A 12,851-nucleotide genomic window follows, 5' to 3' on the forward strand; every position below is an offset into this window, starting at 1 on the left:
GTTTTTCTTCAGCGCATTTTGATTGTTTCAACAGACAACTAATAGGAGGAATATATACATGACAACACATTTACAAGCAAAAGCAACATTGCATAACGGAGTAGAGATGCCTTGGTTCGGCATCGGAGTTTTCAAAGTAGAGGAAGGCGCGGAACTCGTCAACGCGGTGAAAACGGCATTGGTGCACGGCTATCGCAGCGTTGATACCGCCGCGATTTACGGAAATGAAGAAGGTGTCGGCGAAGGCATCCGCCAAGGGCTGCAAGAAGCGGGATTAAAACGTGAAGACATTTTTGTCACGTCAAAAGTGTGGAATGCCGATTTAGGATATGAAGAAACGTTAAAAGCGTTTGACACAAGCTTAGAAAAACTCGGTTTAGATTATTTGGATTTATATTTGATCCATTGGCCTGTCGAAGGAAAGTACATCGATGCGTGGCGGGCGCTCGAAACTCTCTACCGGGATGGACGCATTAAGGCGATCGGGGTCAGCAATTTCCAAATTCACCATCTGAAACATCTCATGAAAGAGACGGAAATCAAGCCGATGATCAACCAGGTGGAGTACCATCCTCGTCTGACACAGAAAGAACTGCTTGCTTTCTGCACTGAACAAGGCATTCAGCTTGAAGCGTGGTCGCCATTGATGCAAGGTCAGCTGCTTGATCACACCGTCTTACAGGAAATCGCTGAGAAGTACGGCAAATCAGCCGCCCAAGTGATTTTGCGCTGGGATTTGCAGAACGGTGTCATCACCATTCCGAAATCAACGAAAAAACACCGTATTGAAGAAAATGCAAATGTCTTTGATTTCGAACTGTCAGCTGACGATATGAAGCGGATTGATGATCTGAACGAAAATCTCCGTGTCGGTCCTGATCCTGACAATTTTGATTTTTAACCAGAAAAACACCGTTCGGCTTTCCGAACGGTGTTTGTTTATGCCCAGCCGCTCAATACTTCCTCAAGCTGGTGCTTTGTATATTCAAGACTGCCGCTGTTATCAATGACGGCGTCAGCTTTTTTTGTTTTATCCGCTAAAGGCATTTGCGACGTTATCCGGCTCATCGCTTCTTCTTCTGTAAGGGAATTCCGCTCTATCAGCCGTTTAAGCTGAATGTCTGCCGGTACGGTGACGACGAGCACCTTGCCGACAAGATAATCAAGCCCGCTTTCATACAAAAGCGGTATATCCAAAACGACGAACTGCTCTTTTCGCGCAACGGCTTCATCCCGCTGTTTCAGCATTTCCGCACGCACCGCCGGATGAACGATCTGATTCAGCTTCAGACGTTTTTGTTCGTCAGTGAAAACGATAGAACCGAGTTTTTTTCTGTCAATATCGCCGTTTTCCAGCAGGATGTCTTTTCCGAATGCTTCCACAATTTGTCCGTAAGCCGGCATTCCTTTTTCCACCGCCTGTTTTGCGATGACATCCGCATCAATGACTGTTATTTTTTTGTCGATCAGCATACGCGCTACCGTGCTTTTGCCGCTTGCGATGCCTCCCGTTAAACCGATGACCAAGCTCAAAAAGCCCACTCCTTCTTACATTTTCCAAATCCCGATGATAATCAGCAGGACTCCCGGCAAAAATGTCATTTTATCTATCCAATTCCATCTTGAAAGCAAATGCCCCGAGTTTATGCCGAGTGAAACAAACAGCGAGCTCATCAGCCCGACAGTCACGCTCATCATAACCGGAGAAAAGCCGAGAATGGCCGCTCCCAGCCCGGCGCCAAACGCGTCAATGGATAAGGCGATACCGAGCAGAAGCGCCTCGACTCCGTTAATGGTTCCGGATTGATCAATATCGGCGCTGGTCGGTTTTTTCAAAATATGAATGACGATGCCGAGCGATTTCACTTCAAGATTAAGTAACGTTTTTTCATGCAATAAGTAATCCGGCTCTTTAGCCGGTTTGAAAAATTGCCAGATGACCCATGCCCCGATTCCGATTAAGATCAGTCCGCCCAGTTTTTCCGTGACGGATACGGGAAAAATCTTTGTCAGAAAATGGCCGATCAGCATGGATATAAACATCACAGAGGCTGAACAGCAAGCGATCACGGCAATCGCTTTGAACGGGATTTTCATTTTTCTCAAACCATACGTAAACCCGACTGAAAAACTGTCCAAGCTGACAGCAAAAGCCAAAAGCAGCAAAGAAACAATCTCCATATCCGTTTCTCCCTTTCTCTTGATCGGCAATTGTGACATATGCCTATTGGGTGAATCACAATATATATATGGAGAAAGGTCATCAACTGTGTTAGAAAAAAGTCATTCTGCTGCGCCTGCTTGAACCGCTTCAGTTCATGATTTTTTTTGGCAGCGGGCGCAAAAATGCGTACCCCTTCCGCCGACCACGATTTTAGAAATCATCGTGCCGCACGTTTTGCACGGTTCATCCTTTTTGCCGTATACGTAATGTTTGAGCTGAAACATTCCGATTTCCCCTTGAGAATTGATATAAGACCGGACGGTGCTCCCGCCCGCGTCAATCGCTTCCTGAAGGGTGTCTTTAATTTCTGTATGAAGCGTTTTTATCTGCCCGTCTGACAGACTGTTCGCTTTTGTCTCAGGATGAATACGCGCCCGGAATAAAGCTTCATCGACATAAATATTGCCGAGGCCGACGACCGCTTTTTGGTCGAGCAGGGCGGTTTTCACCGCGCGGTTCGTTTTTGCAAGCCGCTCTTTTAAATAAGCAGCGGTAAATGCTTCATCATCGGGTTCGGGCCCGAGCTGTGAAAGCGGTAATGCATTCAATTCCTCTCCCGGCGCAAACAAATGCATCGTGCCGAATTTCCGGACATCCCGGTAGCGGAGCTGTGTTCCGTCCGTCATGTGAAACACGACGTGCACATGTTTATCGTCAGGCTCATCGGCCTGATGAAGACCGTATTTCCCCTCCATCCGCAGGTGGGACACCATGACATAATGATCCAGATGGAAAAGCAAAAACTTTCCCCTTCTTCCGATGGATCGGATTGTTTCTCCTGCAATCTGCCGCGCGAATTCCTCCGGCTCGGCGGGTTTTTTGATGATATTCGGCCATCTGATATCCGCCGATTCAATCGTTTTCCCCTTCACAAGACCGGTCAGAGTGCGCCGGACCGTTTCAACTTCTGGTAATTCCGGCACAATCATCACTTCCTTTTTCTCTGTTTATTTTGCATCGTACCAAGACGGCCCTGAAGCATAATCCGCCTTCAGCGGCACGTCTAATGCCAAAGCATGCTCCATCACTTCAGGAACCAGCTTCTCTAATATTTCAATTTCTTCCTTAGGCGCTTCAAAAATCAATTCATCGTGCACCTGAAGCAGCAGTCGCGCCTTCAGGTTTTTTTCTTTCAGCTCAGCTGCCATGTCAATCATGGCTTTTTTAATAATATCGGCGGCGCTTCCCTGAATCGGCGTATTCATGGCCGTCCGTTCCGCAAAGCTCCGCAGGTTGAAGTTGCGGCTGGTCAGCTCAGGAATATAGCGGCGGCGCTGCATAAGTGTCGTGACATATCCTTTTTGCTTCGCTTCCTGCACCGACTCTTCCATATACGCCTTGACGCCCGGGAAGCTCTCCAAATAGCGGTCAATAAAAGCGCCCGCTTCCTTCCGGGTGATGCCGAGGTTTTGCGACAGCCCGTAATCACTGATGCCGTAAACAATGCCGAAATTGACGGCCTTTGCCTGGCGGCGCATCGCTTGTGTCACTTCATCTTCACTGACATGAAATACGTCCATGGCGGTTTTTGTGTGAATGTCCATGTCATTCGTAAACGCTTCGATCAGATTTTCATCTTTTGAAATATGCGCAAGCACCCTTAATTCAATTTGTGAATAATCGGCGGCGAAAATAAGCCAGTCCGGTTCGGACGGTACGAAAGCCTGGCGGATTTTCCGCCCTTCCTCCAGCCGGATCGGAATATTTTGCAGGTTCGGATCCGTTGAGCTGAGGCGTCCGGTTTGAGTCAATGCCTGATTGAATCGTGTATGCACCTTATGAGAATCCTTGCGCGTGACTTTCAGCAGCCCTTCAATATAAGTCGATTGGAGTTTGCCGATTTGTCTGTATTGCAGAATGTGCGCGACGATATCATGTTTGTCTGCGAGCTTCTCAAGCACATCAGCTGAAGTGGAATAGCCTGTTTTTGTTTTCTTTACTGGCGGCAGGCCGAGCTTTTCAAACAGAATGACGCCGAGCTGTTTTGGTGAATTGATGTTAAACGGCTCACCGGCGATGTCATGGATTTTTTCTTCATATTCTTTCAGCTTCGCCTTAAGCTCTTCGCCCATTCGCTTCAGTCTTTCAACATCCACTTTGACGCCCATTGATTCCATTTCTCCGAGAATAAGCGCAAGCGGGAGTTCGAGATCTTCATATAATTCAAGCTGATTATTTTCTTCCAAAGCGTCGAGCAGTTTGTCACGGAGGCTGTTAACAGCAGACGCTTTCCGCGCGAGATGATCGGCAAGCTCTTTTTCAGCCGGAACGGCGCGCTTTGCGCCTTTTCCGTATACCGCTTCATCTTTTGAAACGATATTCAGCCCGTATTCTTTCGCTACGCTCGCGACATCGTCGTACGAATTGCCCGGGTTTATAATGTAGGCAGCAAGAAGCGCGTCAAATTCCGTTCCCTTCAGCTCAATTCCCTGCCAGCGCAAAGCGACGACGGAACGTTTGCTGTCGAACACCCACTTTTTCATCGATTCATCTTCAGCCCAAGATTTAAAAGCTTCAGACTGAATGGCGATTTCTTTCGGAATATAATAAAGACCTGTTTCATTCACGATGGAAAAGCCGAGGATCGGTTCTTCGTGATAGTTATCACCGATTTGTTCGACGACCAAAGCGGACGGCGAAACGAGCATATCTTCGGTGATTTCTTCTGCCGTTTCAACATTGATGTCTTCAAAATTTTCTTCCGCCGTTTCGCCGCTTTCTTCACCGAGCCGCTCAAGAAGCGTATTAAAACCGAGGTCTTTAAAAATGGCAACAACTTGTTCACGGTCAAACCCTTGGTAATCTAAATCTTCGGGCTTGACTTCAATCGGCGCATTTGTCATAATCGTCGCCAGCTCTTTGCTCATCAGGGCTTGTTCCTTATATTCTTCAAGCTTTTCTTTTAATTTTTTTCCGCTGACTTCATCAATGGAATCAAGCAGTTTCTCAACCGAATGGAACTGCTTTAAAAGCTTAATCGCGGTTTTTTCTCCGACGCCGGGGACGCCCGGTATGTTATCGGATGAATCCCCCATTAATCCCTTCATATCAATGATTTGCAAAGGGGTCAGACCGTACTTTTCTTGCACGTGCTCCGGCGTGTAATCTTCCACGTCAGTAATGCCTTTTCTCGTAATGGCAACGGTCGTTTTCCCGGTTGCAAGCTGGGTTAAGTCCTTGTCCCCCGAAACTACCTTTACTTCGAAGCCTTCTTTTTCAGCAGAAACGGCAAGGGTGCCGATAATATCGTCCGCTTCATATTCAGGAAGCTCGTAGCGGCTGATTTTGTAGGCATCAAGGAGCTCGCGGATGAACGACATCTGTTCTGAAAGCTCCGGCGGCGTTTTTTGTCTTCCGCCTTTATATTCTTTAAACGTGCTGTGGCGGAAAGTGGTTTTTCCCGCATCAAAAGCCACCAGCATGTGGGTCGGCTTTTCATCTTCCAGCATTTTCATTAAAATCATCGCAAACCCGTATACGGCATTTGTATGGATGCCTTTTTCATTGCTTAAAAGCGGCAATGCAAAAAACGCCCGATACGCCAGACTGTTTCCGTCGACAAGCACTAATTTTTTTCGTTCCGTCATTCAATATCCTCCTAAGAGCAAAAGCTCGTCATTCCTCTATTTTTTAATCTCACAGCTTCTCTTATTTTAACAAAGTTCAATTTGAAAGGAAAATGAGCGAACCCCGTGAAAACGCAAAAAAGGACGGGAACAAGAAAACACGTTCCCGCCGTCAAAATTGGCTCCTTGGATGAAGGGGTTCTGTTACATCCTAACAAGATAGGTTTAACAGGTCATGAAGAAATTGTTAATCCTTTGTAAAGCTGATCACGCTTCCGGCTGCCGCTTCAGCGTCACGGTAAATACAGTCCCCTGTCCCGGCTCGCTTGTGACCTCGATTTTACCTTCATGGGCTTCTATTAAGTGCTTCACGATGGCGAGGCCGAGCCCGGTTCCTCCCGAGTTGCGGCTTCTGTCTTTATCCACGCGGTAGAATCTCTCAAATATCCGCGGGATCTCTTCCTTCTGAATGCCGATTCCCGTATCGGACACTTTGATATCGACAACGGTTTCTTTCACATGTACCGAAATCCCCACCGCCCCTTTTTCAGGCGTGTAGGTCAGGGCATTGTTCGCCAGATTCAAAAACACCTGCTTCAGCCTGTGCGCGTCACCCGTCACAAAAATCGGCTCTTCCGGGAGATCGAGCTGAAAGCTGATGCCTTTTTCCTCAGCCTTATGCCGCAAAAGCGCTTCAATTTCATGCAGAATTTTTGCGGCGTCAAAGGACTCTACGCGCATCGTAAAGTTTTGCTGCTCCATCTTGGATAAATCCAGTAAATCCTGCACGAGAGATTGGAGCCGCTCACTTTCTTTCAGAATGATAGACAGAAAGTCTGAAAGCGCCTTTTCGTCTTTCATCGCTCCGTCTAACAGTGTTTCCGTAAAGCCTTTAATCGAGGTGATCGGTGTTTTCAGTTCATGGGAGACATTGGCGACGAAGTCCTTTCTCATCTGCTCCAATTTTTTAATTTCCGTCATATCGTGAAAGACGAGGACGATGCCCTTCCATTCATCGTCAGGGCCCATGATCGGAACGCCGTCAACTTCAAAGTAGCGCCGCTCAATGTTGATGGGAAGTCTGAGCAGCTGGCATTTTTTCGTCTCCGTCATAAAAATGTCTTCGACAAGCCGAATGATCTCCTCATGTTCAAACGCATCATGGTAAAGACGCCGAAGCAGACGTTCAGGCTTTGTATGAAACTGCTTCGTGTATGACCGGTTCACGAGATTGATAAAACCTCTCCCGTCTATTAAAATCAAACCGGATCCGATATTTTCAATGACGGTTAACAGACGATCGCGCTGCATATCCTGCGTTCTCGTCATTTCCATTAAATCGACCGCCAGGCTGTTCATCGCACGCCCGAGACGGTCCGACCGCCTTGCGTAACCGCTGTAGGAGCGGGCGTCATAATTCCCCTTGGACAGCTCCGTCGCCACTTTTGTCGCGGCGTCGATTGATTTTTTGTAACGGGACGTCATGTTTGTATAAAAGAAAACGATAATGATAAAAGCGGTACAAAGACTTGCTGCCAGCATGCCCCACATTTCTCCGGTAACGCTTGAACCGCCGTTGATCTCAGAGGAAACGAGTACATACCCCGCAATTTTCCCGGCGTCATTTTTTACGGCAGTGCCGCGGATGACTTTGCTTTTCGACTGTACGGCTTCCTCGCTTTTATTGTGAGAAATGAACTCCTTTACGGCTGAATCATCAGCATGACTGCCGGAATGATATACGGCGTCACCCTTCTCGTTGAGCACGGCGACGTTTATACCGAGGGTGCGGCCGGCGTCACGGATTACCGTTTCATTGCTTTTATTGCCGATTCTGCCGGCGTCAAGAAGGCCCGCTATGTATACCGATTCCTTTTTCAGCTGATCCGCCGTTCTTTCTTCAGCGGATGAAGAAATAAGCTGCTGTAAAAAAAGGCCGAGAACACTGAAAACCAATATGATACATACAACGAGTAAAGCGAACAGACGCACACGGACTTTATTCATTCATTTTTGGCTCCTCCAGTTTATACCCCAAACCTCTGATTGTTTTAATATAGATGGGTTTTTTGGTATTTGATTCGATTTTGTCGCGCAGATGACTGATATGAACGTCAACAATCCGGGTGTCCCCGGCAAAATCATAGTTCCAGACCGCGCTCAGCAGAAGATCTCTCGTCAGCACTCTTCCCTTGTGTTTTCCCAAATACAGAAGCAGTTCAAATTCTTTAGGCGTCAATTCCAGCTGTTCTGACTTGAAGTACGCTTCGTAATGCTCCGGAAGAATTTTCAGCTCGCCGATGAGGATCTGCCCGTCCTTTTCCTCTTCTCTGCCTTGTGACAGCGAAGAAATGTCAGCCCTTCTTAAAATGGCTTTCACCCGCGCAGTGACTTCCCGCGGACTGAACGGCTTTGTCATGTAATCATCCGCTCCGAGCTCCAGTCCCAGCACTTTATCAAACTCCTCATCTTTTGCTGTCAGCATCAAGATCGGGACCATCATTTTCTGCTGTCTGAGCTGCTTACAGACGTCGATTCCGTCCACTTTCGGCAGCATGACATCCAGTACGATTAAATCCGGATTTTCATTCTCTGCCAGCTCCAGAGCCTCTTCACCGTCTGATGCGGTAATGACATCATAGCCGGACCGTTCCAGATTATACTGTAAAAGAGTAACGATAGATTGTTCATCATCTACAACTAAAATTTTTTTGTTCATGCTGCGCCCTCCGCTGTCTATTTTCCCCGACATCCAATTTTCTCTATTTTATGTGCTGCATATCACTTTATGATTTCATTTTATCCAATACTGCCCGTTCAGACAATTCGCCTTTTTGATCATTTTCAGAGAAAGGATCGCTCAGGGAAAAAGAAAACGCTTTCATTAATTGTAAAAAGAGGAAGGCTTCTGATTCGGAAGCCTTCCCTTTTTTCTTATGACAATACTTTCATCACGTTTTTGACAGATTCAACTGATTTACTCAGCTGCGCTTTTTCATAGTCTGTCAGTTCAAGCTCGATGATTTGCTCTAGGCCGTTTCCTCCGATAATCGTCGGTACGCCTAAGTAAATGCCTTCATGACCGTATTCGCCTTCTAAGTAAGCGATGGTCGGAAGCACGCGGCGCTGATCTTTCAAAATGGCTTCTACCATTTCAGTCAGTGATGCAGCAGGCGCGTAGTAGGCGCTTCCGTTTCCGAGAAGGTTGACGATTTCCCCGCCGCCTTTTCTTGTGCGTTCTACAATCGCATCAAGACGGTCTTTCGGGATAAGCGTTTCAAGCGGAATGCCGCCCGCATAGGAATAACGGACGAGAGGAACCATGTCGTCACCGTGTCCGCCAAGAACAAAACCGGTCACATCTTTTACAGACAGGTTTAATTCTTCAGCGACGAATGTTCTGAATCGTGCAGTGTCAAGCACTCCGGATTGTCCGATGACGCGTTCTTTCGGGAAGCCTGATTCTTTGTACACCGCATATGTCATCGCATCAACAGGGTTTGTCAATACAACGATAATGCAGTCAGGAGAATATTTCACGATCTCACGTGTGACGCTTCTCATGATTTTTTCGTTTGTAGATACGAGATCATCACGGCTCATGCCTGGTTTTCTCGCAATTCCGGCTGTGATGACGACGATATCAGAACCGGCTGTGTCCTCGTAGTTGGACGTGCCTGTGATTTTCGCGTCAAATCCTTGGACCGGACTTGCTTCGAGCATGTCTAGCGCTTTTCCTTTTGTCGGGTTTTCTAATTGCGGAATATCAACGAGCACAACGTCCGCAAGCTCTTTTTGAGCTGTAAGAAAGGCTGTTGTCGCTCCCGTAAATCCTGCTCCGATAACAGAAACTTTACTGCGTGTTTTTCCCATGATTCTCTTCTCCTTTTTTGGCTTCATTAGAAGTCTGCTTTAGGTTCAGTCCATGTTTTTGATTAGCTCTTCACCAAACTCTGAACATTTCACTTCAGTTGCACCGTCCATTAATCTAGCAAAATCGTACGTTACTACTTTTGAAGCAATCGTTTTTTCCATAGATTTAATGATCAAGTCAGCAGCCTCATTCCAGTTCAGGTGTTCAAGAAGAAGCACTCCTGAAAGGATGACGGATGACGGGTTGACTTTGTCAAGGCCGGCATACTTTGGAGCCGTTCCGTGAGTCGCTTCGAAAATCGCATGCCCTGTTTCATAGTTGATGTTCGCTCCCGGCGCGATTCCGATTCCGCCTACCTGAGCGGCAAGCGCATCAGAGATATAGTCTCCGTTTAAGTTCATTGTCGCCACGACGTCGAATTCGCTCGGACGGGTTAAGATCTGCTGAAGGAAAATATCAGCGATGCTGTCTTTGACGATGATTTTTCCTGCCGCTTCCGCGTCGCTCTGCGCTTTATCAGCAGCTTCTTTTCCGTCTTTTTCGACAATGCGGTCATATTCAGCCCAAGTGAATACTTTATCTCCGTATTCTCTTTCGGCAAGCTCGTAGCCCCAGTTTTTAAATGCCCCTTCAGTGAACTTCATGATGTTTCCTTTGTGGACAAGCGTGACAGACTTACGGCCGTTTTCGATCGCATACTCAATGGCAGCTCTGACTAAGCGGCTTGTGCCTTCTTCAGAAACAGGTTTGATGCCGATTCCTGACGTTTCAGGGAAACGGATTTTGTTAACACCCATTTCATTTTGCAGGAAGCTGATCAGCTTTTCAACCTCTTCAGAACCTTTCGCATACTCAATTCCGGCATAAATATCTTCCGTATTCTCGCGGAAAATGACCATATCCGTATCTTCAGGTCGTTTGACCGGAGAAGGCACTCCCGTGAAATATCTGACAGGGCGCAGGCACGTAAACAAATCAAGCTCCTGTCTCAGCGCCACGTTCAGAGAACGGATACCGCCGCCGACCGGTGTCGTCAGAGGACCTTTGATGGCGATGAAGTACTCTCTGATGTCTTCCAGCGTTTCGGCAGGAAGCCACTCACCTGTTTTATTATAAGCCTTTTCACCGGCATAAACTTCTTTCCACGTGATTTTTTTCTCGCCTTTATATGCTTTTTCAACAGCGGCTTCCAATACTTTAGAAGCGGCGTTCCAAATATCAGGGCCTGTGCCGTCGCCTTCAATAAACGGGATAATCGGATTATTTGGTACGTTTAATACTCCATTAGAGACTGTAATTTTTTCACCTTGTGACACAATATTACCTCCCAGTATGTAATTCATATTTAGAAAACATTTTATTTTTCTTGTATAGAAAATAAAATGATTTTTCTCAAGATTCTATCAAAATTGTAAACCAATCCGGGCTTGATTAACAAGAGGCTAACGACATGAAAATCACCAGCCTCCCGTTTGATCAGGCTCTTTCATCAATCGGAACAAAAGTCTGCTTATCCGGACCCGTGTAATCAGCGCGCGGGCGGATGAGGCGGTTGTTATCGTACTGTTCAAGAATATGGGCGATCCATCCTGACATTCTGCTGACCGCAAAGATCGGCGTGAACAGATCGTGATCAATGCCGAGACTGTGGTATACAGATGCGGAATAGAAATCAACGTTAGGCGGGAGTTTTTTCTCCGACGTCACGATTTCTTCGACACGGATTGACATCTCATACCATTTGCTTTCCCCCGTCAGATTCGTCAGGCGTTTGCTCATTTCTTTTAAGTGTTTGGCGCGCGGGTCTCCATGCTTATACACACGGTGTCCGAAGCCCATTACTTTTTCCTTTTTCTCCATTTTGCTGCGGATATAAGGCTCGGCGTTTTCCACTTCGCCGATTTCTGTCAGCATTTTCATGACGGCTTCATTGGCTCCGCCGTGAAGCGGCCCTTTTAAAGCGCCGATGGCGGCAGTGATGCCTGAGTAAATATCAGATAAGGTGGCGACACATACTCTCGCCGTAAACGTTGATGCGTTCAGCTCATGATCCGCATGAAGAATGAGCGCTTTGTTAAACGCTTCCACTTCGATCGGAGAAGGCTCTTCACCGTTTAAGGTGTAAAGGAAGTTCTCCGCGATTCCGTACTCTTCCTTCGGTTCAACAGGATCAAGTCCTTTGCGGATTCTTGAGAAAGCGGCGACAATGCCCGGCACTTTCGCCTGCAGACGGATGGCTTTTCTGTAGTTCGCTTCCGGATTCATGACATCGGCTTCACTGTCAGTCAGACCGAGTAATGAAATCGCCGTCCGGAGCGCAGCCATTGGATGTACGTTATTGAGGGGATAGGATTTGAAGTGCTCAATGATTTCTTGTGGAACGGCAGCTTCTTTCGCAAGCTGTTTTTTCAGTTCAGCAAGTTCCGTTTTATTCGGCAGGCGCAGATGCCACAGCAAATAAATGATTTCTTCAAAACTTGCATTCTCTGTCAAGTCGTCAATATCGTACCCTACATATGTAAGGGTATCGTCGATAATAGAGCTTACAGATGATGTTGTTGCTACAACCCCTTCAAGACCGCGTGTTGCTGTCATATTCAACCTCTCCTTTTCAATCAAAATTCCCCTTTAAAGAGTATATAAAACATACGGCTTACTTAAAATGAGTCATGCAAACACTCCCTTTCCCCTTCAAGAAAATGCTTACATTTCACTGGTTGCGGTTACATAACCGATATGCTTATAGAGGAACATAACAAATTCTTATAAGCTTATTTAAGTTTAAGCCTATTCTTATTATAAACAATAATCTGATTAATTTGTAGACTTTTAACTAAAAATGTTTTAAAAGCCCTATATATCAAGGCTTGGCGTTGATAAATTTAATCGTTTGCTTTCAGGCGCTTTGTAAAACCATGTATTCTCATGTTTTCATTTGGGGGAGTTTTGGAGGAGACTTTAAAAGGACAGGCGCGACAACTTCACCGCAAATTTAACCCCCTTCTTTACCGGAGAAGGGGGTTATTTTGTTTACTCGACTGAATCAATGTTCGGATCAGCTTCAGAAATCCAGGTCTTGGTTTTAGTTGGCTCCCCGCACATGGACTGGAATCGTTTGACTGCATTTGCGCTGTTTTCGGGCTGTAAATATCCTCATCAAACCGTTCATCAATTGAAACTGACTCAT

Annotated in this window: 10 protein-coding genes; 1 reads left to right on the forward strand and 9 read right to left on the reverse strand. The window is 46.5% G+C overall.

Translation table 11 applies throughout. The features are described 5' to 3' along the window. Positions 1–58 precede the first annotated feature (58 nt). Complete coding sequence (locus NYE42_RS14425) at positions 59–901, forward strand: aldo/keto reductase (RefSeq protein WP_007408081.1); 843 nt, start codon at positions 59–61, stop codon at positions 899–901. Between the two features lie 38 nt (positions 902–939). Here the strand turns inward: NYE42_RS14425 and coaE are convergent, their stop codons facing one another. The 9 genes from coaE to citZ form a co-directional block, all read right to left on the reverse strand. Further along, entirely contained in the window at positions 940–1,533 is a 594-nt protein-coding gene (gene coaE / locus NYE42_RS14430) for a dephospho-CoA kinase (RefSeq protein WP_032866545.1), read from the reverse strand. 15 nt (positions 1,534–1,548) lie between these two features. Beyond that, complete coding sequence (ytaF, locus tag NYE42_RS14435) at positions 1,549–2,181, reverse strand: sporulation membrane protein YtaF (RefSeq protein ID WP_007408079.1); 633 nt, start codon at positions 2,179–2,181, stop codon at positions 1,549–1,551. Between the two features lie 135 nt (positions 2,182–2,316). After that, positions 2,317–3,147, reverse strand: a complete 831-nt coding sequence (mutM, locus tag NYE42_RS14440; protein WP_015417984.1) for a DNA-formamidopyrimidine glycosylase — start codon at positions 3,145–3,147, stop codon at positions 2,317–2,319. A 24-nt stretch (positions 3,148–3,171) separates the two neighbouring features. Beyond that, positions 3,172–5,811 carry a DNA polymerase I gene (gene polA, locus NYE42_RS14445; RefSeq protein WP_352426553.1) on the reverse strand — a complete coding sequence of 880 codons (2,640 nt, stop codon included), beginning with the start codon at positions 5,809–5,811 and terminating at the stop codon, positions 3,172–3,174. Positions 5,812–6,057: 246 nt separating this feature from the next. Further along, complete coding sequence (gene pnpS / locus NYE42_RS14450; protein WP_032866541.1) at positions 6,058–7,797, reverse strand: two-component system histidine kinase PnpS; 1,740 nt, start codon at positions 7,795–7,797, stop codon at positions 6,058–6,060. After that, positions 7,790–8,509 carry a response regulator transcription factor gene (locus NYE42_RS14455; RefSeq protein WP_003152457.1) on the reverse strand — a complete coding sequence of 240 codons (720 nt, stop codon included), beginning with the start codon at positions 8,507–8,509 and terminating at the stop codon, positions 7,790–7,792. The genes pnpS and NYE42_RS14455 overlap by 8 nt, the downstream gene beginning before the upstream one ends. 215 nt (positions 8,510–8,724) lie before the next feature. Then, positions 8,725–9,663, reverse strand: coding sequence for a malate dehydrogenase (gene mdh, locus NYE42_RS14460; protein ID WP_003152455.1), 939 nt, complete (start codon positions 9,661–9,663; stop codon positions 8,725–8,727). A gap of 45 nt (positions 9,664–9,708) precedes the next feature. Beyond that, a complete protein-coding gene (gene icd / locus NYE42_RS14465) occupies positions 9,709–10,980 on the reverse strand; it encodes an NADP-dependent isocitrate dehydrogenase (protein ID WP_007408075.1) in 1,272 nt (423 codons plus the stop codon). Between the two features lie 160 nt (positions 10,981–11,140). Beyond that, positions 11,141–12,259: a citrate synthase gene (citZ, locus tag NYE42_RS14470; RefSeq protein WP_003152453.1), complete on the reverse strand. Its 1,119-nt coding sequence runs from the start codon at positions 12,257–12,259 to the stop codon at positions 11,141–11,143. Positions 12,260–12,851 lie beyond the last annotated feature (592 nt).

This window comes from Bacillus sp. FSL K6-2865 (assembly GCF_040311405.1).
GTDB classification, from domain to species: domain Bacteria; phylum Bacillota; class Bacilli; order Bacillales; family Bacillaceae; genus Bacillus; species Bacillus velezensis.

Coding starts and splice junctions, on each gene's coding strand:
- pnpS (WP_032866541.1), bottom strand. CDS start 7,797: ATGAATAAAGTCCGTGTGCGTCTGTTCGCTTTACTCGTTGTATGTATC.
- NYE42_RS14425 (WP_007408081.1), top strand. CDS start 59: ATGACAACACATTTACAAGCAAAAGCAACATTGCATAACGGAGTAGAG.
- NYE42_RS14455 (WP_003152457.1), bottom strand. CDS start 8,509: ATGAACAAAAAAATTTTAGTTGTAGATGATGAACAATCTATCGTTACT.
- polA (WP_352426553.1), bottom strand. CDS start 5,811: ATGACGGAACGAAAAAAATTAGTGCTTGTCGACGGAAACAGTCTGGCG.
- mdh (WP_003152455.1), bottom strand. CDS start 9,663: ATGGGAAAAACACGCAGTAAAGTTTCTGTTATCGGAGCAGGATTTACG.
- citZ (WP_003152453.1), bottom strand. CDS start 12,259: ATGACAGCAACACGCGGTCTTGAAGGGGTTGTAGCAACAACATCATCT.
- ytaF (WP_007408079.1), bottom strand. CDS start 2,181: ATGGAGATTGTTTCTTTGCTGCTTTTGGCTTTTGCTGTCAGCTTGGAC.